This is a genomic window from Mycobacterium sp. MMS18-G62 (assembly GCF_053877835.1).
Map to the genome: position 1 here is coordinate 1122773 of NZ_CM132662.1, position 24204 is coordinate 1146976.

The 24204-nt window shown below is 64.9% G+C and carries 24 protein-coding genes; 14 read left to right on the forward strand and 10 right to left on the reverse strand.

The window, feature by feature from the left end; genetic code table 11:
- Positions 1-24: 24 nt before the first annotated feature.
- Positions 25-648, forward strand: coding sequence for a hypothetical protein (locus tag ACWW36_RS05575; RefSeq protein WP_456140597.1), 624 nt, complete (start codon positions 25-27; stop codon positions 646-648).
- A 118-nt stretch (positions 649-766) separates the two neighbouring features.
- Positions 767-1627 carry a DUF559 domain-containing protein gene (locus ACWW36_RS05580; protein WP_456140598.1) on the forward strand — a complete coding sequence of 287 codons (861 nt, stop codon included), beginning with the start codon at positions 767-769 and terminating at the stop codon, positions 1625-1627.
- On the opposite strand, the gene ACWW36_RS05585 is transcribed toward ACWW36_RS05580, so the two are convergent.
- The 3 genes from ACWW36_RS05585 to purB are packed head-to-tail and all read right to left on the reverse strand — an operon-like array spanning position 1590 to position 5085.
- Positions 1590-2450: a tellurite resistance/C4-dicarboxylate transporter family protein gene (locus ACWW36_RS05585; protein WP_456140599.1), complete on the reverse strand. Its 861-nt coding sequence runs from the start codon at positions 2448-2450 to the stop codon at positions 1590-1592. The two genes, ACWW36_RS05580 and ACWW36_RS05585, sit on opposite strands and share 38 nt — an antisense overlap.
- Positions 2447-3670, reverse strand: a complete 1224-nt coding sequence (locus tag ACWW36_RS05590; RefSeq protein ID WP_456140600.1) for a cytochrome P450 — start codon at positions 3668-3670, stop codon at positions 2447-2449. The genes ACWW36_RS05585 and ACWW36_RS05590 overlap by 4 nt, the downstream gene beginning before the upstream one ends.
- Positions 3667-5085, reverse strand: coding sequence for an adenylosuccinate lyase (gene purB, locus ACWW36_RS05595; protein ID WP_456140601.1), 1419 nt, complete (start codon positions 5083-5085; stop codon positions 3667-3669). The genes ACWW36_RS05590 and purB overlap by 4 nt, the downstream gene beginning before the upstream one ends.
- 40 nt (positions 5086-5125) lie before the next feature.
- Between purB and ACWW36_RS05600 the strand changes: the two genes are divergently transcribed.
- Positions 5126-5962, forward strand: coding sequence for a DUF429 domain-containing protein (locus ACWW36_RS05600; RefSeq protein WP_456140602.1), 837 nt, complete (start codon positions 5126-5128; stop codon positions 5960-5962).
- 75 nt (positions 5963-6037) lie between these two features.
- Here the strand turns inward: ACWW36_RS05600 and ACWW36_RS05605 are convergent, their stop codons facing one another.
- Positions 6038-6667, reverse strand: coding sequence for a TetR/AcrR family transcriptional regulator (locus ACWW36_RS05605; protein WP_456142371.1), 630 nt, complete (start codon positions 6665-6667; stop codon positions 6038-6040).
- 93 nt (positions 6668-6760) lie between these two features.
- Here ACWW36_RS05605 and ACWW36_RS05610 point away from each other — a divergent pair, with 93 nt between their 5' ends.
- The gene (locus ACWW36_RS05610; protein ID WP_456142372.1) at positions 6761-7669 is read left to right on the forward strand and encodes an alpha/beta hydrolase; all 909 of its coding nucleotides are present in this window, start codon (positions 6761-6763) and stop codon (positions 7667-7669) included.
- Here the strand turns inward: ACWW36_RS05610 and purD are convergent.
- A complete protein-coding gene (gene purD, locus ACWW36_RS05615) occupies positions 7666-8934 on the reverse strand; it encodes a phosphoribosylamine--glycine ligase (RefSeq protein WP_456140603.1) in 1269 nt (422 codons plus the stop codon). The genes ACWW36_RS05610 and purD overlap by 4 nt on opposite strands.
- Positions 8935-9078: 144 nt before the next feature.
- Here purD and ACWW36_RS05620 point away from each other — a divergent pair, with 144 nt between their 5' ends.
- The 3 genes from ACWW36_RS05620 to ACWW36_RS05630 are packed head-to-tail and all read left to right on the forward strand — an operon-like array spanning position 9079 to position 13409.
- Entirely contained in the window at positions 9079-11487 is a 2409-nt protein-coding gene (locus ACWW36_RS05620) for an Ig-like domain-containing protein (RefSeq protein ID WP_456140604.1), read from the forward strand.
- Between the two features lie 41 nt (positions 11488-11528).
- Entirely contained in the window at positions 11529-12758 is a 1230-nt protein-coding gene (locus tag ACWW36_RS05625; protein WP_456140605.1) for a cytochrome P450, read from the forward strand.
- Between the two features lie 9 nt (positions 12759-12767).
- Positions 12768-13409, forward strand: a complete 642-nt coding sequence (locus tag ACWW36_RS05630; RefSeq protein ID WP_456140606.1) for a TetR/AcrR family transcriptional regulator — start codon at positions 12768-12770, stop codon at positions 13407-13409.
- Here the strand turns inward: ACWW36_RS05630 and ACWW36_RS05635 are convergent.
- The 5 genes from ACWW36_RS05635 to ACWW36_RS05655 form a co-directional block, all read right to left on the reverse strand.
- Complete coding sequence (locus tag ACWW36_RS05635) at positions 13348-14574, reverse strand: hypothetical protein (RefSeq protein ID WP_456140607.1); 1227 nt, start codon at positions 14572-14574, stop codon at positions 13348-13350. The genes ACWW36_RS05630 and ACWW36_RS05635 overlap by 62 nt on opposite strands.
- Positions 14564-14992, reverse strand: coding sequence for a carboxymuconolactone decarboxylase family protein (locus ACWW36_RS05640; RefSeq protein WP_456140608.1), 429 nt, complete (start codon positions 14990-14992; stop codon positions 14564-14566). Before ACWW36_RS05640 ends, ACWW36_RS05635 begins: the two co-directional genes overlap by 11 nt.
- A 2-nt stretch (positions 14993-14994) precedes the next feature.
- Positions 14995-15846 (reverse strand): NAD(P)-dependent oxidoreductase, encoded by an 852-nt coding sequence (locus tag ACWW36_RS05645; RefSeq protein ID WP_456140609.1) that lies wholly within the window; start codon positions 15844-15846, stop codon positions 14995-14997.
- Complete coding sequence (locus ACWW36_RS05650) at positions 15843-16595, reverse strand: SDR family oxidoreductase (protein ID WP_456140610.1); 753 nt, start codon at positions 16593-16595, stop codon at positions 15843-15845. Before ACWW36_RS05650 ends, ACWW36_RS05645 begins: the two co-directional genes overlap by 4 nt.
- A 78-nt stretch (positions 16596-16673) precedes the next feature.
- The gene (locus tag ACWW36_RS05655; protein WP_456140611.1) at positions 16674-18140 is read right to left on the reverse strand and encodes an aldehyde dehydrogenase; all 1467 of its coding nucleotides are present in this window, start codon (positions 18138-18140) and stop codon (positions 16674-16676) included.
- A gap of 139 nt (positions 18141-18279) precedes the next feature.
- Between ACWW36_RS05655 and ACWW36_RS05660 the strand changes: the two genes are divergently transcribed.
- The 7 genes from ACWW36_RS05660 (at position 18280) to ACWW36_RS05690 (ending at position 24203) form a co-directional block, all read left to right on the forward strand.
- Positions 18280-18864: a TetR family transcriptional regulator gene (locus ACWW36_RS05660; protein WP_456140612.1), complete on the forward strand. Its 585-nt coding sequence runs from the start codon at positions 18280-18282 to the stop codon at positions 18862-18864.
- Positions 18861-20063: a cytochrome P450 gene (locus ACWW36_RS05665; protein ID WP_456140613.1), complete on the forward strand. Its 1203-nt coding sequence runs from the start codon at positions 18861-18863 to the stop codon at positions 20061-20063. The genes ACWW36_RS05660 and ACWW36_RS05665 overlap by 4 nt, the downstream gene beginning before the upstream one ends.
- Positions 20063-20881 carry an SDR family oxidoreductase gene (locus ACWW36_RS05670; RefSeq protein ID WP_456140614.1) on the forward strand — a complete coding sequence of 273 codons (819 nt, stop codon included), beginning with the start codon at positions 20063-20065 and terminating at the stop codon, positions 20879-20881. The genes ACWW36_RS05665 and ACWW36_RS05670 overlap by 1 nt, the downstream gene beginning before the upstream one ends.
- Positions 20878-22239 (forward strand): cytochrome P450, encoded by a 1362-nt coding sequence (locus ACWW36_RS05675; RefSeq protein WP_456140615.1) that lies wholly within the window; start codon positions 20878-20880, stop codon positions 22237-22239. The genes ACWW36_RS05670 and ACWW36_RS05675 overlap by 4 nt, the downstream gene beginning before the upstream one ends.
- A gap of 11 nt (positions 22240-22250) precedes the next feature.
- Positions 22251-22457, forward strand: coding sequence for a ferredoxin (locus ACWW36_RS05680; RefSeq protein WP_456140616.1), 207 nt, complete (start codon positions 22251-22253; stop codon positions 22455-22457).
- Positions 22458-22459: 2 nt separating this feature from the next.
- Positions 22460-23005, forward strand: coding sequence for a nuclear transport factor 2 family protein (locus ACWW36_RS05685; protein ID WP_456140617.1), 546 nt, complete (start codon positions 22460-22462; stop codon positions 23003-23005).
- A 70-nt stretch (positions 23006-23075) separates the two neighbouring features.
- On the forward strand, positions 23076-24203 hold the full coding sequence (locus ACWW36_RS05690; RefSeq protein ID WP_456140618.1) for an NDMA-dependent alcohol dehydrogenase: 1128 nt from the start codon (positions 23076-23078) through the stop codon (positions 24201-24203).
- Position 24204 lies beyond the last annotated feature (1 nt).

The window sequence follows — 24204 nt, forward strand, 5'->3', positions numbered from 1 at the left end:
CAGCCTATCGGGCAGCATCGGTCCATGAGCTCCCGCTATCTGCCCTATGCCACCACACCGACGCGGCTCGTCGCGCAGTTGATCAGCGACATCGTGGTGATCGCCTGGACCACGCTATGGGTGCTGGTCGGGATGGCCGTTCACGCGGCGATCTCCGCGATCGCCGATGTCGGTCACCAGGTCGAGAGCGGGGCCAACGGCGTCGCCGACAATCTCGACTCCGCCGGCGAGCGCGCCGACAGGTTTCCGTTGATCGGCGACGCGTTGAGCAAGCCGCTGCGGGCGGCCAGCGAGGCGGCGCTGGACATCGCCGGTGCAGGCCACACCCTGGACACCACGGCTTCGTGGTTGGCCTGGCTGTTGGCCCTGGCCGTCGCGGGCCCGCCGATCCTGGCTCTGCTGATGCCGTGGCTGTTTCTGCGCGTGCGGTTCTTCCGCCGCAAGTGGACGGCGCTGGCGTTGGCTTCGACACCGGCGGGTGAGCAGTTGCTAGCGCTGCGCGCGCTGGCCAACCGCCCGCTGGCCAAGCTGGCGGCGATACACGGCGACCCCGTCGGCGCGTGGCGGATGCAGGACGCCGCCGCGATACACGGTCTGGCCGCGCTGGAGCTGCGCGCCGCGGGGGTCAGGGCCCGGGCCCGCCGCTAGCCCGGGGCGAGCCCGCCCGCCCCGGCGACTTGTGCACGTTTTGTCACGCTCAGCGATACAAAGCGTGCACAAATCGCGGGAAATGGAACGGCGGGCGGTCAAGCCACGTCAATTGTGAGTGCTCGACGAGTATCTGCGCCAACACGACGGCGTGATCACCTTGGCCCAAGCGAGTCACTGCGGGCTCAACCGCGCAGCCGTCAACCGCCGTGTCCGCTCAGGCCGCTGGCAGCAGTGCTCACGCGGCGTCTATTTCATTGAAGACCGCCCCTTCACCGATGCGGCGCGAACTCGTGTAGCGGTATGGGCCTATGGCGAAAGGGCAGTCGCCAGTGGCTTGGCTGCTGCGTGGTGGCACGGTCTCACCAAATTCGCCCCCAAAGTAGTCGAGGTCACGGTGCCCAAGGTCAGCAATCACCGCAAACGTCCAGACACTCGGCTGCGGCGGCGGGATCTATATCCCAAGGACATCGTCGAGCGAAACGGACTGCGAGTGACGGCGTTGCCGCTGACGGTCATCGAAGCCGCGGTAAGGCGTGGCGGCGGGGCAAAACTGATGGACTCGGCGTTACAGCGCCAAGTCGAGTTGGAACAGCTGTGGCGTGCACACGTTCGCAACAAGGGACGCCACGGCTCACCGGCGGCACGGCGCCTTCTGCAAGCCGCGTCCGACGGCGCGCGTTCAGAAGCCGAGCGCCTACTGGTGAAGCTGTTGCGTGACAACAAGATCACTGGATGGAAAACCAACTACCCCGTGGGCGGATACAAGGTCGACGTGGCTTTTCCCAAGCAGAAGGTCACGATCGAGACCGACGGCTGGGCCTTTCACAGCAGCCAGGAGGACTTCCAGAACGACCGCGAACGACAGAACAAGATCGCGCTACTGGGCTGGCAGGTATTGCGGTTCACATGGCTTGACTTGACTGAGTATCCAGACCGAGTTATCGCCGAGATAAAGTTCGCAATTGGCTGGCGGTGACAAAGACCCACGCCGCCAAGGCAATCCAGAGGAACGTCAGAGAGACCGACGTAAACCACCGCCAACCAGTTTCGACGAACATCGCGAACGTCGCCGACGAGTACATCCCCAGCGGGAACACAGTCGGCCACGAGATGCCTGCAAACCGCCGAACCATCGCGAAGACCAAGAAAGGGATCCACAACGTCGCTACAATCCAGGTCACGACCGTTACGGGCCACACACTTTCGAGTCCGGCCTTGTGGATGTGATCGCCGGCGAGTGTCGCGATTGCCGCGCCGCCCATCAAAATCCAACTGTCGGGTTGCGCCATATCGACATGCCGCAGAATCAGCACGGTCATCAGCAAGTACACACCGATCGCCAAGACCCAGAACAGCATCGCCAGGAAGACGATCTTCAAATCGGCTGACACGATGGCCAATCCGGATGTCGCAACGCTCGCCAGCTCCCAGCCGCCATGTGCCCGGTCGCGGAGGGCTCGGCGATCGCGCCACAGCCGCCGAGCCACCACCGGCGCCAGCGACAGCCAACCCTGCAACGCCATACCGGCAAGCACAAACAGCGCGATGTGATACTCGGCCAGTCGTGCCGCGAGCACCGCACACGCCGCCACATACGTGCACAGCCCCAGCGCCACATCGAGATCGGTGATCTCCCAGGCCTCTCGGCGCCACGCCATCGCGACCAAGACGACAAGGACGGGCAGCGCGACGGCCGCCATCACCAAGAAGATCTGGCTGACAATGCGATAGCCGTGATCCGCCGCTGCGATCGACACGATGCCGGTCGCCATGACCGCGGCGAACGCATCCGGTTTCACGCCCGCAGCTCGACCACCAGATGGCGAATGCCGGTGTGGCGGTTGGAGCGGGCCCACTCGACCGGCTTGGTCACCTGCACCAATGCAAACCGGCTCAGCAGCTCCTCGTACAGCACCCGCAGCTCCAGCCGGGCCAGATTCGCACCGAGGCAATAGTGCACGCCCTGCCCAAAGCCCAAGTGCGGATTGGGTTTACGCGTCACATCGAATACATCGGGATCCGAGAACACGTCAGCGTCCCGGTTGGCCGAGCCCTCCCAGATCTGCACCTTCTGGCCCGACTCGATCGCGCATCCACCCAACTCGATGTCGCGCGTCGCGGTGCGCCGCTTGGACGGTGACGGCGACGACCACCGCACCATCTCCTCGACGGCCGTCGGCAGCAGCTCCAAGTCCGATCTCAAAACTTCGAGCTGCGACGGATACTCGGCCAGCGCCAGCAGCCCACCCGCCACCGCGTTGCGGGTCGTCTCCGCACCCGCACTGAACAACAGGCTGAAGAACAGATACAGCTCTAGATCCGAAAGACCGTCATCCTCGACGGTGGCATTGGCCACCACGGACAGCATGTCGTCGGTCGGCTCCAAGCGCTTAGACGCGATCAACTGCTGTCCATAGGAGTACATCCGCGAGCCTGCCTCTTCGACCGACATCTGCCCAACGGATGCCTTGCGCGAGCCGCCAAAGTCGAACTGCGGCTCGATTGCGTGGAACAGCCAATGCCGTTCGGACTCAGGCACTCCCAGCAGGATGCAGATCATCTGCATCGGGAGTTCGGCGGCGATCTCGACCAGAAAATCGAACGGCACTCCCGGCTCGACGGAGTCCAACAGTCGACGCGTCCGCGCCCGCAGATCGTCCTCGACGCGACGGATCATCCGCGGCGTCAGACCCGAGCTGACAAGCCGCCGAATCTGTGAATGCCGCGGGTCGTCCATCATGTTCAAGACCTGACCGGCGATCGACAGATCCTGCAGCAGCGTGCCACCGTACGGCCGCGAGCCGCCGGTCACCGACGAATATGTCTGCGGATCACGAAAGACCGCAAGGGTTTCCGCGTACGTAGCCACCGACCAGAACCCCTCGCCGTCGGGCGTATTCTCCGTCGGCTCATGCCAATACACCGGCGCCTCGCGGCGATGCACCGTGAACAGGTCATGCGGAAAGCCGGCGGCGAAGTTGTCCAGATCGGTGAAGTCAATCTCGGCAAGGGACGTCACAGGATCGCACCCGAGGTGTACTTGGCCGCCTCGGGATAGCGGCTGACCAGTTCGTCGACAGCCTCGACGACGCCATCGACCTGCGGTCCCGCCGCGCCCGTGAACGCCTGCTTATCCGATAGAGCCGCATCCAGCGCAGGCCGATCCAACGGCAAACGCGGATCGGCGGCCAGCCTGTCCAAAAGGTCAGGTTCAAGGCCGCGTTCCCGCATCGCCAACGCCACGGCCACGGCGTGCTCCTTGATGACCTCGTGCGCTGCTTCGCGCCCCATGCCTGCACGCACCGCGGCGATCAGGATCCGCGTGGTGGCCAGGAACGGCAGATAGCGGTCGAGCTCGCGCTGGATCACGGCCGGGTAGGCACCGAACTCGTCGAGCACCGTCAGGAACGTCTCGATCTGACCGTCCAGAGCGAAGAACGCGTCGGGCAGTGCAACGCGCCGCACGACCGAGCAGAACACGTCGCCCTCGTTCCACTGCGCACCCGCCAACTCTGCCGCCATCGACGCGTATCCGCGCAGCACGACCTGCAGGCCGTTCACGCGTTCGCACGACCGCGTGTTCATCTTGTGCGGCATCGCCGACGAACCGACCTGCCCGGGCGCGAAACCCTCGGTGACCAGTTCATGGCCCGCCATCAACCGGATGGTGTGCGCCAGTGACGACGGCCCAGCGCCGACCTGGACCAACGCAGAGATGACGTCGTGGTCCAGCGAGCGTGGATAGACCTGACCGACGGACGTGAAAATCTCTGTGAAGCCGAGGAATTCGGCGACCCGCCGCTCGAGTTCGGCGAGGCGGTCGACATCGCCGTCGAATAGATCCAGCATGTCCTGCGCCGTGCCCATCGGGCCCTTGATGCCGCGCAGCGGATATCGGTCAATCAACGACTGCAGCCGCTCCAAGGCAAGCAGCAGCTCCTCGGCAGCGGACGCGAAGCGCTTGCCCAACGTGGTGGCCTGTGCGGCGACGTTGTGACTGCGGCCGGCCATCACCAGATCGCGGTAACTGATCGCCTTCTCGGCCAGCCGCGCAACGACGGCCACGCCATGCGAAAAAACGAGTTCCAGCGATCGGCGGATCTGCAGCTGCTCAACGTTTTCGGTGAGGTCCCGGCTCGTCATGCCTTTGTGCACATGCTCGTGGCCGGCCAGCGCGTTGAACTCCTCGATGCGCGCCTTGACGTCGTGCCGCAGCACCCGCTCCCGCGCGGCGATCGACGACAGGTCGACGTCGTCCAAGACGCGCTCGTAGTCCTCGACGACGCCGGGCGGCACGTCGACACCCAATTCCGCCTGCGCCCGCAGCACCGCCAGCCACAGCCGGCGCTCGGCGACGACCTTGGCCTCCGGTGACCAGATCGCCACCATCTCGTCGCTGGCATAGCGACTGGCCAGCACATTAGGGATCGTCACAGACACACAGCTTACGGCGCGGGTGCGGCAGGCTAGGCCTATGTACTTCGTTGGACTCGATCTTGCGTGGGGCGAAAAGAAGCAGACGGGTGTCGCGGTGGTCGATGTCAACGGGCGCCTCCTGCATGTGGGCATCGCGCAGGATGACGCCAGCATCAGCGACGCCGTAGCCCCGTTCACCGGCGGCGACTGCCTGGTGGCTATCGATGCGCCGCTCATCGTGAACAATCCCACCGGCTACCGGCCCGCCGAAACCGCATACAACCGCGATTTTCAGAAGTTCGATGCCGGCGCCTATCCGGCCAACACGACAAATCCGCTGTTCAATCCGCCACGTGCCGCTGCGTTGGCCAGCGCGCTCGACCTCGACATGGATCCTGCCTCGAATGCGAGCCGGCGGGCCATCGAGGTCTACCCGCACCCGGCGACGGTCGTGATGTTCGGGCTCGAGAAGACACTGAAGTACAAGAAGGGTCCTTTCGACGTGCGCCAACGCGAGCTACTCAAGTTGATGACGCTGATCGAAGGGCTCGACGACGCGACACCGAGGCTTCGCGCGAATCGCAGTGTGTCGTGGGTGGAGTTGCGTAGACGGGTCGAGGCGGCGACGAAACCCGCGCAACTCGACAGGGACGAGGATGCGGTCGACGCCGTGATGTGCGCGTACGTCGGGCTGTATTGGTATCACCGGCCTGACGACGTCACCATCTACGGCGACGCCGACACCGGTTACATCGTCACACCGACGCTGCCCGCAGAAACGGTTCCCGATCGTCGGCCCAGCCGATCCTCACTGGAGAATCGACTGATCCGGGCGATGGAGCTACTCGAGGATGCCCAACGCGAATTGACAGCGATCCGTGAGGCGCTCCGCTAATCCGGCGCCGCCCATATGCGTATGCCGCACTGCAAGCCAAATGCCTTGTGCGCGTAGCGCCTGCACCCCTTCGAGTTAGACGCGCACCACCCTGTCGTCGAAGGGCGCGAGCACGTCGATCACATCGATCAACGTCGCACGGGCCGACGCCCGTGGCCCGTCACCGTCGCCGACCAGTGCGGCCACCACCGCGCCGTCGACAGCACACACCAACGCCGTGAGAAGTTCGGCCCGCACCGAACGGCCGGACCGCTCGACGACCTCGACCACTGCGTCGGTGCGCTGCTGCAGAATTCTGCGCTCGATGTCGCGCAGCCCTGGCTGACGGGCGCATGCGATGTAGCGCTCGTAGCGAGAGATCAACTGCTCGGTGACGCGCAGCCCGTTCGCTTCACCGACCAACAGGTCCACCAAGACGTCGGCCGTGGACTCCGCACCCCTGCGCCGGCGCGACAGCGCGTCGACCCTCGCGCGCAACTGCTCGGCCTCACGCGCACCCGCATGCTCGACGGCCTTCGCGATCAAGTCCTCGAGCGAAGAGAAGTAGTACGTCGTCGACGCCAGCGGCAGGCCGGCACGACGGGCGACGGCACGGTGCCGCACGGCATCGAAGCCGCCTTCGCACAGCAGATCGGCGGCAGCGCTGACCAGCGCATACCGCCGACGTTCTCCCTTGGGAGTGACTGCTGCCGTCACGTCTAGCACTCTGCCAGTCACGACGTGACGGCATCGTGCTTTCGGCCAATCATCAGTCTTTACTCAGACAAGTCGAAGACGGGCGCACATGCGGCCGATGGCATGATGGCCCGCATGCCCGAACTGACCCGCCGCGCGATTCTGCGTCTGGGTGTCGGCGCGGCCGCAGGAGCCGCCGGCGCTTTCGCGCTCGGCACGTCGCAGCGCGAGCCAAGCACTGCCGCGCCGTCGGTGTCGATGACGAGTGCCGGCGCGCCCTTGGCTCCCGCCCCTCCACTGGAGCCGCCGCCTGCCGCGGCAGCGCCGACGTACATCGACAGCTCATTCGTTTCGGCGGCCCGCGGCGGTGTCACGACGAATTGGGCGATCGCCCGCCCGCCGGGGCAAACCGCGCCGCTGCGTCCCGTCATCGCGTTGCACGGCAAGGGGCAAGACGCCGCGGGCGTGATGGCCGGCGGTGTGGAGAACGGATTGGCGCAGGCGGTCGCAGCTGGCATTCCGCCGTTCGCGGTCGTCGCCGTCGACGGCGGTGGAAGTTACTGGCACAAGCGGACGTCCGGCGAGGACTCGGGTGCCATGGTGCTGAACGAACTCATCCCAATGCTGTCGTCGCAGGGGCTGGACACGTCGCGGGTCGGTTTCCTCGGCTGGTCGATGGGCGGGTATGGGGCGCTGCTGCTCGGCGCGCGCCTGGGTCCGGCCCGCACCGCGGCGATCTGCGCGGTCAGCCCCGCACTGTGGACATCGTCGGGCGGGGCCGCTCCCGGAGCGTTCGACGGTGCAGACGACTACGCCGCCAACACTGTCTGGGGGCTGCCGCAACTGGCGTCCATTCCGATCCGGATCGACTGCGGCAACAGCGATCCCTTCTATTCGGCGACGAAGCAGTTCATCGCGCAGCTGCCAAACCCGCCCGCAGGCGGCTTCTCGCCAGGAGGCCACGACGGCGCGTTCTGGAGTTCGCAACTGCCTGCCGAGATCGCGTGGATGGCGCCACTGCTGACGGCCTAGAGCTTGGTCCGCCCCTCGGCCGCCGCGAGGCCGATGTCGCTGCGAAAATGACTGCCGGGCAAGCGAATCGACTTGATCAGTGTGTAGGCAGCCTCCCGCGCGGCCACCAAGTCTTGGCCCGTGCCGACAACCGACAACACCCTGCCACCCGACGAAACGATCGCGCCGTCGTCGCGGCGTGCGGTGCCCGCGTGCAGCACACCGTCGGCTTCGGCGCCGTGGATGACGTCGCCAACCCGCGGCCGGCCCGGGTAGTTCTCCGCGGCGAGCACCACCGTCACGGCGGCCCCGTCGCGCCACTGCAGTGCGGGCTGGCCGGCCAGCTCACCGGTCGCGGCGGCCCGCAACAGCTGTCCGAGCGGGGTTTCCAGCAGCGCCAGCACTGACTGTGTTTCGGGATCGCCGAAACGGCAATTGAATTCGACGACGGCCGGACCACGCGAGGTGATCGCCAACCCGGCGTAAAGCAGACCGGAAAAGGAGCTGCCTCGCTTAACCAGTTCAGCCGCAACGGGTTTGATGATGTCGTCGACGATCTGGGTGGTCACCTCGTCGGGTAGCCACGGCAGCGGTGCATAGGCGCCCATGCCGCCGGTGTTTGGCCCGGTGTCGTTGTCGCCGACGCGCTTGAAATCCTGCGCCGCCAGCAACGGCACCACGGTTTCACCGTCGACGATGCTGAACAGCGATACCTCCGGGCCGTCGAGAAACGATTCGAGCAACACCGGATGGCCCGCTTCGAGCAGGCTGGCGGCGTGCGCGCGGGCCGCGTCGCGGTCGGCGGTCACCACCACACCTTTGCCCGCGGCCAAGCCGTCGTCCTTGACCACCCAGGCCGGATCGCCGCTGGGCGGCCCGAACCGGTCCAGCGCCGCGTCGAGGTGTGCCGGGTTGTCGACGATCTCGCTCGTCGCGGTTCGCACGCCCGCCGCGGCCATCACATCCTTGGCGAACGACTTCGACCCTTCGATACGCGCCGCGTCCTTCGTCGGCCCGAAGCAGGCGATGCCGGCGTCCCGCACGGCGTCGGCCACACCGAGCACCAACGGCACTTCGGGCCCGATGACCACGAGGTCCGCGCCGATCCGCTTGGCCAGTCCTGTGACGGCCTCACCCGAAGTGAGGTCGACGTCGTATTGGTCGGCGATGATCGCGGTTCCGGCGTTGCCGGGCGCGACGGCCAGCTCCTCGACCTCTGGATCGCGGCGCAGCGCCAGCAGCATCGCATGTTCACGGGCTCCGGATCCGATAACCAGGACACGCACGTGCCAACCCTATCCGCGGGTCAGGTAGCCGCGCGGTCCGCCACGATCATTGACATATCCCGCTCATTGTCGTAGGCATAAGACATGTTGGGGATTTTGTCTCATCGGGCACCTCATGCGGGCTGCGCCAAATACATCGGCCGCGTGGGTGCACTCGCGGTCGCATTGGGACTCGGTGTGGCAATCGCCAACAACGCGGGTGTCGCGGTCGCCGATACGGGCACCTCCTCCTCGCAGACCGATTCATCGCCCGCGGCGGACTCGTCGGCGGACTCCACCTCGGAGCCGACAGAGTCGACGTCGTCAACGTCAGGCTCCTCGGAGGCTTCGGGGTCGAAGACCGAGACGACCGAATCGACTGACAATCCGCAGTCGGGCGTCGTGCAGGCGTCCGGCGGGGCCAACACCACCGTCACGAACGAGAAGCCGAAACAGACCTCGCACAAGCCGGACAGCGATGAGGAAACGCCGGCCACACCACACCGCAAACCGGCGGTGAAGGCAGAGACAACCGTCACGCGGACTGCGGTCACCGCCACCGAAGACTCGACCACACCGAAGACCCAAGACACGCAGGGCAATTCAGAGCCCGAGCCGACGGTGCGGTTGCAGGCCCAGACGACTTCCGTTCCGGTACAAGCGGTTTCGCCCGCGGTCAGCACGCCGCCGCCACCTGTCAGCATCGTCACGGGGCTCGTCTCCGGTTTGTTGTCCTGGGCGGGATTCAGCCCGCAGGCGACCGGCAACCCGGTGGCACCTCCCGAGGCGCCGACACTGTGGGCCGTATTGGGCTGGGTGCGGCGCGAAATCGAATACACGCTGTTCAACCAGACCCCGACAATGGGGTACAAGTCGACGGAGAACAGCCAGGCCCTGGACGGGGTGGTCAGCGGCGACCTGCATGCGACCGACGCCGACGGGGACACGTTGACGTTCACCGTGACTTCGGCGCCGCAGCGGGGCACGGTCACGGTCAATCCGGACGGCACGTTCGCCTACACCCCCAACGCCGCACTGGCGGCGGCGGGAGGCACCGATTCGTTCACGGTCACGGCCAGCGACGTGCCGGGCAATCCCTTCCACATCCACGGCCTGAACACCTTGCTTGCACCCGACGCCGGCGCCACCGCGACCACGCGGGTGACGGTCCTGGTGAACCCACTCAGCGCGACGTCGACCAGCCCGCTGGCGACCGCCGATCAGCTCGCGGCCGAGCAACTGGTCGACCAAGTAGTCAACGACCCCATCGTCTGGCTTGCCAAGCAAGTGTTGAGGGCGCGGTGGCTCGCAGCGGCGCAGCAGCAGTTCGCGTTGGTCGGCGGTCCCGACGAGGAGAATCTCGCGCAGCTCGACAAGGCCGTCGACGAGTACGTGCGTCAGGCGGCGATGGAGGTGCTGCTGCTCGATCCCAACAATCCGAAGGTTCTGCAGCAGGTCATGCCACCGCACACGTGGTACGGGCAGACCGTCGGCGGCACGCGCATCGTCTACGACAACCCCGACACGATTTATCGGTTCATCCCGGTCAACAACGCGTCGTCGTATGTGATCACGGGCCGCTTCACGGGCGAGTTTCCTGCCGACACCAACTTCAGCGTGCTGACCGGACTGAACGGAGCCACGGCAGCGAATCTCAACGGCAAGGATCTCGTCGTCGCGCCCGACGGTACGTTCACGATCACACTGGATTCCAGCGCCGGCGTACCCGGTGAGAACCATCTCCAATTGCCCTCGGGCGCAACGCTGATTCTCGCTCGCAATACGCTGTCCGACTGGAACGCGCAGAACCCGATGAGCCTGTCGGTCGAACGGGTCAGCGGGCCTGCGGACAGCTTCTTCAGCCAGATCGGCGGATTGGACATCCCGTTGATCGGGCCGTTGGTGTCGGGCAATCCGCTGCTGCTGTCCCTGGTCTCGGTCATCCCCGCGTTCTCGTCACCACCGCCGTTGCTGATGGCCATCGAAGCGGCGGCGGTGACGCTGATCGGTCCGCAGGTGCCGGACTACATGGCACTGGCGACAACCGACAGCGAGACCGGACAGCTGCGGCCGCCCAACGAGTTCACGGATCCGGCCCACAACGCGGCATTCCTTGCGACTCAGTTGCAGAGCGTGGGGTACTTCCAACTCACCGATCAACAGGCGCTGGTCCTCACGATCGATCCCGGCAACGCCGGCTACTTCAGCGTTCCGGTGACCAATGACTGGACGATCACCGACAACTACTGGGACCAGCAGAGCAGCCTCAACAATGCGCAAGCCATCGCCAATTCCGATGGCACGTACACAATCGTGGTCTCCCCGACCGACCCGGGCGTGGCCAACTGGGTGTCCACCGCAGGGTTGAACCAAGGCACGATCTCGATCCGCTTCCAGCATTTCGACTCGAGTTCGACGGACAGCCCGACGGTGAGTTCGCAAGTGGTCTCGGTCGACCAACTCGGCTCGATCATCCCCGCGGATCAATTCGTCACCGCAGCACAGCGTGCCGCGCAGCTCGCGGATCGCAAGAGCGGCTTCAACAAGCGCTTCGCTCCGTATCCGCAGGCCTGACGCCAGGCCATACACTTGACACGGCAGTGTATGGTCGAGCTATGACGCAGACCACATGTCCGTTCGGACCTCGATACGACTTCACCGACCCCGACGTCCTGGTCAAGGGCATCCCCGTCACCGAATTCGCCGAGCTGCGCAAGACGGCGCCGGTCTGGTGGAACGAGCAGCCGGAGTCGATCTTCGACGACGGCGGCTACTGGGTGATCAGCCGCCACGAGGACATCAAGGCGATTTCGCGCGACGGCGACCTGTGGTCGACGAACCGCAAGGGCGTGGTCATGCGGCTGCCCGACGGCACCACACCTGATCAGCTGGAGCTGACCAAGGCGCTGCTGATCAACCACGACGCGCCCGAGCACACCCGACTGCGCAAGCTGGTGTCGCGCTTGTTCACCCCGCGGGCAGTGTCGGCTTTGGAGGAGAAGTTGGCCGTCGCGGCGCGCGAAATCGTGGCCGCCGCAAAGGAAAAGCAAAGCGGCAACTTCGTCGACGACATCGCGATGGGACTGCCGCTGTTGGCGATCGCCGATCTGATCGGTGTGCCCGAGGCCGATCGGGAGAAGTTGTTCCACTGGACCAACTCGATCATGAACACCGACGACCCGGACTTCGCGTCGGACTATGCGGCCGCCAACGCCGAGCTGATGGGCTACGCGTACACCATGGCCGAGGAGCGCCGCCGTTGCCCGGCCGACGATATCGTCACCCGCCTTGTGCAGGCCGATATCGACGGCGAATCCATGGAAGACGTGGAGTTCGCGTTCTTCGTGATCCTGCTCGCCGTCGCAGGCAACGAGACGACCCGCAACGCCATGACCCACGGCATGAACGCGTTCTTCGACAACCCCGACCAGTGGGAGTTGTTCAAGCGTGAGCGGCCCGAAACCGCGGCCGACGAGATCGTCCGCTGGGCCACACCCGTGCATTGCTTCCAGCGAACGGCATTGGCGGACACTGAGCTTGGCGGCGTCACGATCCGCGAGGGCCAGCGCGCCGGCCTGTTCTACAGTTCGGCGAACTACGACGACGCGGTCTTCGATCGGCCCTTCGAGTTCAACATCCTGCGCGACCCGAACCCGCACCTGGGCTTCGGCGGTAACGGTGCCCACTACTGCATCGGCGCCAACCTGGCCCGCATGGAGATCAAGCTGATCTTCAACGAGATCGCCGACCAAATCCCCGACATCGCCAAACTCTCCGAACCTCAACGGCTTCGGTCGGGGTGGATCAACGGGGTCAAGGAGCTGCAAGTCTCCTATCGCGGATAGCATCGGCGGGTGCGCACCCACGGCTGGTCGGGCTCGGCCCCCGCGACCGATGAGGAAGCCATCACCCGCATCCTCGAAGCTGCGGGCAAGGCCATCGACGCTAAGGGCGCCGACTTCTCCATCGCAGACGTCGCCCGCACGCTCGGCGTGACCCGGCAGACCGTTTACCGGTACTTCCCCAGCACCGATGCCCTGCTGGTGGCCGCCGCGGTGCATGCCGCCAGCGGCTTCCTGGACCGGTTGGCCGCCCATCTGCAGGGCATCTCGGATCCGGTCGACGCGGTCGCGGAAGCCGTTGCGACCGCGCTCGAGTGGTTGCCGCGGGACAAGCACCTCGGGCTGCTCATCGCTCCGGGTCGGCCGAATCCGCACGCCGAAGAAGTCACGTCGGATGTCGCGCTCGACTTCGCTCACTCGATGGTCCGTCGATTCGACGTCGACTGGGGCGGGCTCGGCTACGCCGACGCAGATCTCGACGAGCTCGCGGAGCACCTGCTGAGAATCATCCAGTCGTTCGTCATCGACCCCGGCCGGCCGCCGCGACAAGGCGAGCAGTTGCGGGATTATCTGCGCCGGTGGGTAGGCGCCGCTATACAACCGTCAGCGGCAGCGAGCGCCTCGGCTCGAACACGAACGTCGACCCGCCACTGACTTTAGCCACCGACACCTCGGGGAATTCCTTTGCCGCGGTGTCCGTCTCGATGACACGCGCGGTCCACTCGGTGTCGCGGCCCGCGACCTCCACGTTGAGGTGGGTGTCCACGGCCGCAACGATCGCCTGCAGCGGTCGGGTCTCGGTCGGCGTCACCAACGAGATCCAGGCGCCGTCCTCGTGTGCGGGTGAACGGTGGGCGTGGACGACGTCGGGCCCGAATTCCGCCGACACATACGCCGCGGGATTGAAAAGCGGATGCAGTTCCATGACCCGCATCGCACCCTCGACGCCGCCCGGCAGCGACAGCGCACGATGGATGCGTTCGGCGGCGATGCCCGCCAAGCCGATCAGCTGCTTGGTGCAGATCTCTTTCGCGAGTTCGGTGTTCGTCCCCGCCCGCTTACCCACGGCGATGACGAAGGACAGGTTCAGCAGGTGCATCTGCAAGCAGACCTCGTCCGCCATGCGCACCAGCGCGGAATGCGAGAAGGCGCCGAAGTCGAAATCAGACACAAGCTCACCCGAGTAGTCCGCCTGACCCTCATCGTCGGCATCAATGGGGTCGAGTTCGGTTCTGGCGGCACGGGTTCGGCCTATGACGTCAAGGACAGGATGGTCCTCCACGGGCGGATACGACTCGTCGATGATCACCGTCCACGCGCAGTGCGGATGGCGGTCGGCAGGCACGCGTGGCGGACGGTGAATCGGCCGGATCTGCGCCCTGCGATTGGTGGCAACCGCCGTGGCGTCGAACGTGGGGTCCTCGATGTCGTGACACATGCCGCGGACGTAGTCCTCGCCCATCGGCTCGACGTCGAGCAACGCACCGCAATGGTCGAGGTGAAACTCACCGTGCCAACGGTCGTGCACGGTGTAGCGAAAGTCCATGAATTGCGGTGGCGCACCGATGTCGAGCTGTAGGCCCTTGAAGATCGTGATGACGTCGTTGCCCTCATATCGCAGGGCCTTCTGCATGCGTCTGGTGTAGACCGGGCTGCACCCCATCCACTCCTCGATCGCGATCTGCAGCATCTCTTCGCGACCGAAATTCTGGATGCACCAAGCCATTCCGGACCGGTCGATCATCTGACCGATCAGCAGTAGCTCCGGCAGCAGCGTGGCGAGCGCCTCGCGCGACAGGGTGGCGTACCTACTTGTCATGGACCTTGCCCCCAGAGTGCATCTGGACGGCGGCATTGACGTTGGCCTTCTTGTCTTCGCCAGCACCCTTCTTGCGATTCTTGATCACCTTGGTGACCGCTCCGTCGAGCTTGGAACCCAACGGGAAACCCAGGTAATGGGTGAGGAAGATCGCCATCTCCTTGAGCTCGTCCTCGGTGATCTCACCGTTGGCCAGCGCGGCGTTGGCCTGAATCTCGGCGAGGTCCGAGATCCCCAGTGCCGTCACCACAGTCAGCGTCATGATGCGCTTGTCCCGCATCGACAGACCCGGACGGGTCCAGATGGTTCCGAAGAGATGGTCGGCCGTCAGCGCGAAGTACTCACCCGGCATGTCGGGCATCTCCCAGCCGTAGACCTCGTTCATCTTCTCGAGGCCTTTGCGGCGCAGCTCGTCCATGCTCACTCCTTCGTGTGCGGCACGCCGAGTCCGGCCGCCAGGTTCTTCAGCGCCAGTTCCGCCAACGGCATCTCGACCGAGTGTTCTTCAGCGAGTGCGAGCGCCAGGCTCAAATCCTTCTCGCCGAGTATGGCCGCATGGAGAAATGGCTTATACAGGAAGCTATCCTGCTCAATCGGTTTCGTGTCGTCGCGGTACATGATCGACCCGGCCCCTCCAGTGATCGCATCCGTGTGACGCACGACCTTCCCGAGGTCCTGCAGATTCAGCCCGCACTCTTCGGCCAACCTCGATGCCTCGCAGGCTGCGGCGAACGAAGTGTAATGAAGCATGTTCCGGGCGAGCTTCATCCGAGTCCCGGCACCTGGTAGTCCAGCGTGGACCACCAGGGACGCCCACAGCGCGAACGGTTCCTTTATGAGCGCGAATGCCTCATCCGTGGCGCCCACCATGATCGCCAACTCGCCTTTGTTCGCTGCCCGTCCTCCACCGCTGACCGGCGCGTCGACGACATGAATGCCCTGCGGCTGCAACTGTTCCGCCAGTTCGACAGCGGTTTCGGGGCTGATCGTCGAATGAATGGCGATCACGGCGCCAGGCGTCGCATTCGCCGCGAGTTCACCGATCACCTCACGCACCTGCTCGTCATTGAGCACGGTCACGCTGATGATGTCGGCGGCGGCGACGTCGGCCACGCTGTCAGCCAGCGTCGCGCCAACCTCGGCAAGCGGCGTCATCGCTTCGGCGCGGACGTCGAAAACCGTTACGCCGCCAGGCCACTCAACCAGTCGTTTGGCCATCGGCGCGCCCATCTTGCCGAGGCCGATGTAGCCCAGCTTCACCTGCTCACTCATGAGCGGATGATCTGTCCGCCGTCGACGTTGAAGATCTGGCCGGTGATCCACTTCGCCTGATCCGACAGCAGGAACAAGCACATGCCGACCAGGTCCTCCGGCTGACCCATTCGCGACAGCGGGATGCCCTTGACGATGTCGGCGACGATCTCCTGCGGCGTGGTGGTGCGGTTTGCTTCGGTGTCGATCGGTCCTGGCGCGATCGCGTTGATGCGGATGTTCTGCCCACCGAGTTCAGTGGCGAGCTGCTGTGTCAGGCCGTTGATGCCGACCTTGGCCAGGCCGTAGAAGTTCGAGTACAGCCAGGCCGCTGTCGACGACTGGTTGACGATCGCACCGCCGCCACGCTTGGCCATCTTGCGGTAGACGGCCCGCGTGCACACCAGCGCGCCGTCCATGTTCACGCTCATGAACTTCTTGTAGTAGTCCCAGTCGACGGTGATCAGGAAGTCCAGCTTCATGCCGCCGAAGATTGCGGCGTTGTTGACCAGGTAGTCGATGCCGCCGAACTCCGAAAGTGCCTGCGCCGCCATTTCTTTCGCGGATTCCGGATCGGAAACGTCCACCCGGACGGCTAGCGCATTGCCGCCTTCGCCTTTGATCCCGTCGGCGACCTTCTGCGCGCCTTCGGTGTTGATGTCGGCCACCACCACCGCGGCACCCTCGCGGGCCAGCGCCTCGGCGTAGGCCTGGCCGATGCCGCCACCTGATCCGGTGACGATCGCGACCTTCTCGTCGAACTGACCCATCCTGTTCCTTTCTCCTGTCGAGTGGCCGGTTAGTGCACGTTTTTGGCGAAACTACGTGTCACAACAGGCCACTCGGCGCTACACCGCTGTGGCAATAGCCTTGGTTTCCAGGTACTCCTCGAAACCGGCAAGCCCCATCTCCCGGCCGATGCCGGACTGCTTGTACCCACCGAACGGCATGTCGGCCGAATACCAGACACCGCCGTTGACGTTGACTGTGCCGACGCGCATCCGCGCGGCGATCCCTGCGGCACGGTCGGGATCGGCCGAGAACACCGTGCCAGACAGTCCGTAGGGCGAATCGTTCGCAATGCGCACCGCGTCGTCGTCGCCGTCGTGTGCGATCACAGTCAGGACCGGGCCGAAGATCTCCTCACGCGCAACCTTGGCGTTGTTGTCAAGTCCTGCAATGACGGTCGGCTCGATGAAGAACCCGGTGTCGCGATCGGCGGGTCGTCCACCGCCGCACGCGAACTTGCCGCCCTCGTCGGTCGCCGAATCCAGGTAACCCTGCACACGGTCGCGCTGGCGCGCCGAGATCAGCGGACCGCAGATCGTGCCCGCGTCGTTCGGGTCGCCGGGCTTCAGCGACGCCATCGTCGCCGCCGCGGCTTCGACGGCCTCGTCGTAGCGGGCCCGCGGCACGACCAGTCGGGTGGTGATCGCGCAGCCCTGCCCGGCGTGCATCGAGGCGGTGAACGCCGACATCGAACAGGCACCCGCCAGATCCGCATCGTCGAGCACGAGGAATGCCGACTTGCCCCCGAGTTCGAGGAAGACCTTCTTGAGCGTCGCCGCCCCGTCAGCCATCACCGCGCGTCCCGTCGCCGTCGATCCGGTGAACGAAACCATGTCCACCCGTGGGTCTTTCGACAACAGCGCACCGACACCGTGATCGCTGGAGGTGACGATGTTGAGCACACCCGGCGGGATGTCGGTGTGCTCGACGATGAGCTCACCGAGGATCGCCGCGCACCACGGCGTGTCCGGTGCCGGCTTGAGAACGACGGTGTTGCCCGCGGCCAGCGCCGGGCCGATCTTGGCCAGGTTGATCTGGTGCGGGAAGTTCCACGGGGTGATCGCCCCGACGACGCCGACGGCCTCGCGGGCGACAGTGCGATGCGTCTTGATTCCCATCGGCTCGGCGATCCCGAAGTCGGTGGTCCACTGATACGACTCGGCCGTATCGGCGCAGAAGCTCAGATCCGCGACCGGCCCTTCCAGCTGAGCGGCGGAGGTGAGCATCCGCGGCGCTCCGACCTCCGCGATGGTGAGCTCGCGCAGTTCCTCGACATGCTTGGTCAGCGCGTCTTGAAGCTGGCGCACACATCGCACCCGCAACTCGGTGTTGGTGGACCAGTCAGTCTCGTCGAACGCGCGGCGGGCCGCTTCGATTGCCCGGCCCATGTCGTCGACCGTCGCGTCGGCGGCGACACCGAGCACCTCTTCGGTGGCCGGATTGACGGTCGGGAACGTGCCGCCGCTACCCGCCACCAGCTGGCCGTCGATGAGCAACTGACTCTGGCGATCGTCTGTGATCCCCATACCAACTCCCGTTTGCGTTGCTGGACAACTGTCCGAATGAATTCACTCGAACGATAGCCCCAGAGCGCTGCGGGAAGCAAGGCTGCACATTCGACCTGGGCACTTGCCTGCAGACCGCCTCGTCCGATAACTTGGACATGTGTCCAGCGATGCCGTGGTGGCGATCACAGAGACATCGCGCAACCGCCGACAGGAAGAAACCTTCCGCAAGGTGCTTGCCGCAGGTGTGGAGATGCTGCGCGAGTCGTCCTACGCCGACCTGACGGTGCGGGCGGTGGCGGCGAGGGCCAAGGTCGCTCCGGCGACGGCCTACACGTACTTCTCCTCCAAGAACCACCTGATCGCCGAGGTCTACCTCGACCTTGTCCGCCAGGTGCCGTACTTCACCGATGTCAACGACACCAAGACGACGCGGGTCGAAAAGGCACTGCGGGCGCTGACGTTGATGATCGCCGACGAGCCTGAAGTAGCGGCCGCCTGCACGACCGCGCTACTGAGCAACAACGACCCGGCCGTCCGCGCGGTCCGCGACCGCATCGGCGCGGAGATCCACCGGCGTATCCGCTCGGCGGTGGGCCCCGACGCGGACCCCGCCACCGTTTCGGCGCTGGAGATGACGTACTTCGGCGCGCTGGTACACGCCGGCAGCGGCGTCGTCACCTACCACCAGATCGCCGACCGTCTCACGTATGTGGTCGGCCTCATCCTGGGAGAAGAACAGTGACTGTAGACACCAGTGATCTGGTGCTCGACCCGTACGACTACGACTTCCACGAAGACCCGTACCCGTACTACAAGCGCCTGCGCGACGAGGCACCGCTGTACCGCAATGACGAACTGAAGTTCTGGGCGCTGTCCCGCCATGCCGACGTACTGCAGGGCTTCCGCAACAGCACCGAGCTGTCGAACAAGTACGGCGTCTCGCTGGATCCGATCTCGCGCACCCTGGACGCGCACAAGGTGATGTCGTTCCTGGCCCTCGACGATCCGGCCCATCTGCGGTTGCGCACCCTGGTCTCAAAAGGCTTCACACCGCGCCGTATTCGCGAGCTCGAGCCGCGCGTCACCGAGATCGCCGTGCAGCACTTGGATGCTGCGTTGCAGTCCGAAAGCTTCGACTATGTCGACGAATTCGCCGGCAAGCTGCCGATGGACGTGATCTCCGAACTCATGGGAGTGCCGGAACCGGACCGGGCGCGCATCCGCGCCTTGGCCGACGGCGTCATGCATCGCGACGAGGGCCTGGCCGACGTGCCGGCATCCGCCATGCAGGCCTCGGCCGATCTGATGGTCTACTACGCCGAGATGGTCTCCGAGCGCCGCAAGAAGCCGAGTGACGACCTGACGTCGGCACTGCTGGAAGCCGAGGCCGACGGCGATCGCCTCACCGACGACGAGATCATGGCGTTCCTGTTCCTGATGGTGGTCGCAGGCAACGAGACAACGACGAAATTGCTTGCCAATGCGGCGTATTGGGGCTGGAAGAACCCCGACCAGCTGGCACCGGTATTCGACGACCACTCCAGAATCCCGTTGTGGGTCGAGGAGACGCTTCGGTATGACAACTCCAGCCAGATCCTGGCCCGCACCGTCGCCGGCGAGCTCACGCTTTACGACACCACGCTTCCCGACGGCGACGTAATGTTGCTACTGCCCGGCTCGGCCAACCGCGACGACCGCGTGTTCGAGGACGCCGACGAATACCGCATCGGCCGCGAAATCGGTTCGAAGCTGGTGAGTTTCGGCAGCGGCGCCCACTTCTGCCTCGGTGCGCACCTGGCCAGGATGGAAGCCAGGGTGGCGCTCACCGAGTTGTTCAAGCGAATCCGCGGATACGACGTCGACGAGGCCAACGCCGTCCGCGTCCACTCGAGCAATGTCCGCGGATTCGCTCACCTTCCGATCACGGTGGAGATTGCCTGATGCCCCGTTTCGAACCACTGCCCGACCGCAGGCCCGCGATCGTCGCCGGCGCCTCGTCCGGTATCGGAGCGGCGACGGCCGTCGAGCTCGCCGGCCGCGGCTTCCCGGTCGCGCTGGGCGCCCGGCGCGTCGACAAGTGCCAGGCACTGGTCGACGAGATCCGTTCTGCGGGAGGCGAAGCTGTCGCGTTGCCCCTCGACGTCACTGATGCAGAGTCGGTGAAGGGATTCGTGCACGGCGCCACCGAGGAACTCGGTGACATCGAATTGCTGGTCGCCGGTGCGGGCGATACATACTTCGGCCGGCTGCACGAAATCAGCACGGACACTTTCGAATCGCAGGTACAGATCCATCTCGTCGGCGCTAACCGGCTGGCCACCGCCGTGCTTCCCGGAATGGTGGAGCGCCAGCGCGGCGACCTGATCTTCGTCGGCTCCGACGTTGCGCTGCGTCAGCGGCCGCACATGGGCGCCTACGGCGCGGCCAAGGCGGCACTCGTCGCGATGGTCACCAACTTGCAGATGGAACTCGAGGGCACGGGCGTTCGCGCCTCGATCGTGCATCCCGGTCCGACGAAGACCGCCATGGGTTGGAGCCTGCCTCCGGAATCGATCGGGCCGGCGCTGGAGGACTGGGCCAAGTGGGGCCAGGCCCGTCACGACTACTTCCTGCGCCCGCAGGATCTGGCTCGGTGCATCGCCTTTGTCGCCGAAACGCCGCGTGGCGGGTTCATCGCGAACATGGAGATCCAGCCCGAGGCCCCGCTGGCCAGCGTCAAAGACCGCCAGAAGCTAAAGCTCGAGACGGAGGAATCGTGACAAGCCAAGAGCTCAAAGAAGTTCCGCGGGTTTCCGGCGGAGCCGAAGAGCACGGCCACCTCGAAGAATTCCGCACTGATCCAATCGGCCTCATGAAGCGGGTACGCGACGAGTGCGGTGACGTCGGCTGGTTTCAGCTCGTCGACAAGCATGTCATCTTGCTTTCGGGTGCAGAGGCCAATGAGTTCTTCTTCCGGTCCGCCGACGAAGATCTCGACCAAGCCGAGGCCTACCCGTTCATGACACCGATCTTCGGCAAGGGCGTGGTGTTCGACGCCAGCCCTGAGCGGCGCAAGGAGATGCTGCACAACTCTGCGCTGCGCGGTGAGCACATGAAGGGCCACGCGGTCACCATCGAGGGCGAAGTCAAAAAGATGATCGCCGATTGGGGCGACGAAGGCGAGATCGATCTGCTCGACTTCTTCGCCGAGCTGACCATCTACACCTCGACGGCCTGTCTGATCGGTCTGAAGTTCCGCAACCAACTCGACCACCGGTTCGCGCACTACTACCACGAGTTGGAACGCGGCACCGATCCCCTGTGCTACGTCGATCCCTATCTTCCGATCGAGAGCTTCCAACGCCGCGACGAGGCCCGCGTCAAACTCGTTGCGCTGGTGCAGGAGATCATGGATCAACGGCTCGCCAACCCTCCGAAGGACAAGAGCGACCGCGACATGCTCGACGTGCTCGTGTCGATCAAGGACGACGAGGGCAACGCCAGGTTCTCCGCGGACGAAGTCACCGGGATGTTCATCTCGCTGATGTTCGCCGGCCACCACACCAGCTCCGGCACGTCGGCGTGGACGCTGATCGAGCTGATCCGCCACCCCGACGTCTATAAGGAAGTCGTACAGGAACTTGCTGAGCTCTACGCCGACGGCCAAGAAGTGAGTTTCCATGCGCTCCGCCAGATTCCGAAGCTGGACAACGTGGTCAAGGAGACGCTGCGGCTGCATCCGCCGCTGATCATCCTGATGCGAGTGGCGAAGGGCGAATTCGAAGTCGCGGGCTTCCCGATCCACGACGGTGATTTCGTCGCTGCCTCCCCCGCCATCTCGAATCGGATTCCCGAGGACTTCCCCGACCCCGACGGGTTCAACCCGGACCGCTACGACAAGCCCGAACAGGCCGATGTGGTCAATCGGTGGACGTGGATTCCGTTCGGTGCCGGACGTCATCGCTGCGTTGGCGCGGCGTTCGCCACCATGCAGATCAAGGCGATCTTCTCGGTCTTGTTGCGCGAGTACGAGTTCGAGATGGCGCAGCCCGCGGACTCGTACCGCAACGATCACTCGAAGATGGTCGTTCAGCTCGAACGGCCGGCGAAGGTCCGCTACCGTAAGCGCTCCTCCTGAGGAGGCCAACCATGCCCTACAAGATAGAAGTCGACCTGGACCTGTGCCAGGGCCACGCCATGTGTGAGGTCGAGGCACCCGACTACTTCAAAGTGCCCAAGCGCGGTCAGGTCGAGATCCTCAATGACGAACCGTCCGAGGAGGATCGGGCGCAGATCGAGCAAGCTGTGTGGGCGTGTCCCACGCAAGCCCTATCCATCAAAGAGAAGGAAGACTGACAATGCCGTCACTGCCCCGCGAGAAACTGGAGGACTTCGTCGAGCAGTGGCTCGAGGCCAACCGGGAAGCCGAAAGAACCGGTGACTGGCGGGTTTTGGCGAACTTCTACTCCGACGACGCCACCTACGGCTGGAACATCGGGCCCAAGGAAGATGTGATGTGCGTCGGTATCGACGAGATCCGCGACATCGCGCTGGGCCAGGAGATGGAAGGCTTGGAGGGTTGGCGCTATCCGTACCAGCGGGTGATCATCGACGACAAGATCGGCGAGGTCGTCGGCTTCTGGAAACAGGTCGCTACCGACGGTGATGGCGTAGAGCAAGAGGTGTACGGCATCGGAGGCAGCTGGTTCCGCCTGAACGCCGATGTCAAGATCGAATGGCAACGCGACTTCTTCGACTTCGGACACGTCTCGGCGCTGTACATGGACCTGATCAAGGCAGGCAAGCTCTCCGCAGGCATGCAGAAGCGCATCGAGCGCGGCATGGCCGGCGAGAAAGTGCCCGGCTACTACCCGCTGGGCAAGGCCCCCTCACCAATCTGGTAACCCGCCGTACCCAAGTGTGACTTAGGTAACTTAGTCTGTCGCTACAGGTCTCCGACGAAAGCAGGACGCGATGAAGACAAAAGGCGCTCTCATCTGGGAGTTCAACCAGCCGTGGTCGATCGAGGAGATCGAGATCGGCGACCCGCAACGGCACGAGGTGAAGATCCAGATGGAGGCCTCGGGGATGTGCCACTCCGACCACCATCTGGTCACCGGCGGTATCCCGATGGGTGGCTTCCCGGTGCTCGGCGGTCACGAAGGCGCGGGCATCGTCACCGAGGTCGGTGAGGGCGTCGAGGATATCGCTCCCGGCGATCACGTCGTGCTCTCGTTCATCCCGTCGTGCGGCAAGTGCCCGTCCTGTCAGGCGGGTCTGCGCAATCTCTGCGACCTCGGCGCCGGGCTGCTCAACGGCGCGGCCGTCTCGGACGGCACGTTCCGCATCCAGGCAAAGGGCCAAAACGTCTTTCCGATGACGCTCCTCGGCACCTTCTCGCCGTACATGGTGGTGCACGAAAGCTCCGTAGTGAAGATCGACCCGTCGATCCCGTTCGAGGTCGCCTGCCTCGTCGGCTGTGGCGTGACCACTGGTTACGGCTCGGCGGTGCGGACCGCCGACATCAGGCCCGGCCAGGACGTCGCGGTCGTCGGCGTCGGCGGTGTGGGAATGTCCGCGCTGCAGGGCGCTGTCAACGCGGGCGCGCGGCACATTTTCGTCATCGAGCCGGTCGACTGGAAGCGCGACGCTGCGCTGAAATTCGGTGCCACTCATGCCTATCCGGACATCAATGCGGCGCTGATGGGGATCGGCGAGGTCACCGCCGGCTTCATGGCCCACAAGGTCATCCTCACCGTCGGCGAGCTGAAGGGTGAGGACATCGACAACTACCTGATGATCACCGCCAAGGGCGGCACCTGCGTCGTAACCGCGATCGGCAGCCTGCTCGACACCCAGGTCACGCTGAACCTGGCGATGCTCACGCTCATGCAGAAGAACCTGCAGGGCACCATCTTCGGCGGCGGCAACCCGCACTACGACATCCCGCAGCTGCTGTCGATGTACAAGGCAGGCAAGCTCAACCTCGACGACATGATCACGCGCCAGTACAAGCTGGAACAGATCAACGAGGGCTACCAGGACATGTTGGAGGGCCGCAATATTCGCGGCGTTATCCGCTACACCGACGACGACAGGTAGG

What these genes read in the sequence shown, in the direction of transcription:
- ACWW36_RS05655 (WP_456140611.1), bottom strand. Translation starts at nt 18,140, where the DNA reads ATGGGGATCACAGACGATCGCCAGAGTCAGTTGCTCATCGACGGCCAG.
- ACWW36_RS05575 (WP_456140597.1), top strand. Translation starts at nt 25, where the DNA reads ATGAGCTCCCGCTATCTGCCCTATGCCACCACACCGACGCGGCTCGTC.
- ACWW36_RS05645 (WP_456140609.1), bottom strand. Translation starts at nt 15,846, where the DNA reads ATGAGTGAGCAGGTGAAGCTGGGCTACATCGGCCTCGGCAAGATGGGC.
- ACWW36_RS05690 (WP_456140618.1), top strand. Translation starts at nt 23,076, where the DNA reads ATGAAGACAAAAGGCGCTCTCATCTGGGAGTTCAACCAGCCGTGGTCG.
- ACWW36_RS05600 (WP_456140602.1), top strand. Translation starts at nt 5,126, where the DNA reads ATGTACTTCGTTGGACTCGATCTTGCGTGGGGCGAAAAGAAGCAGACG.
- ACWW36_RS05670 (WP_456140614.1), top strand. Translation starts at nt 20,063, where the DNA reads ATGCCCCGTTTCGAACCACTGCCCGACCGCAGGCCCGCGATCGTCGCC.
- ACWW36_RS05680 (WP_456140616.1), top strand. Translation starts at nt 22,251, where the DNA reads ATGCCCTACAAGATAGAAGTCGACCTGGACCTGTGCCAGGGCCACGCC.
- ACWW36_RS05640 (WP_456140608.1), bottom strand. Translation starts at nt 14,992, where the DNA reads ATGGACGAGCTGCGCCGCAAAGGCCTCGAGAAGATGAACGAGGTCTAC.
- ACWW36_RS05625 (WP_456140605.1), top strand. Translation starts at nt 11,529, where the DNA reads ATGACGCAGACCACATGTCCGTTCGGACCTCGATACGACTTCACCGAC.
- ACWW36_RS05635 (WP_456140607.1), bottom strand. Translation starts at nt 14,574, where the DNA reads ATGACAAGTAGGTACGCCACCCTGTCGCGCGAGGCGCTCGCCACGCTG.
- ACWW36_RS05650 (WP_456140610.1), bottom strand. Translation starts at nt 16,595, where the DNA reads ATGGGTCAGTTCGACGAGAAGGTCGCGATCGTCACCGGATCAGGTGGC.
- ACWW36_RS05610 (WP_456142372.1), top strand. Translation starts at nt 6,761, where the DNA reads ATGATGGCCCGCATGCCCGAACTGACCCGCCGCGCGATTCTGCGTCTG.
- ACWW36_RS05685 (WP_456140617.1), top strand. Translation starts at nt 22,460, where the DNA reads ATGCCGTCACTGCCCCGCGAGAAACTGGAGGACTTCGTCGAGCAGTGG.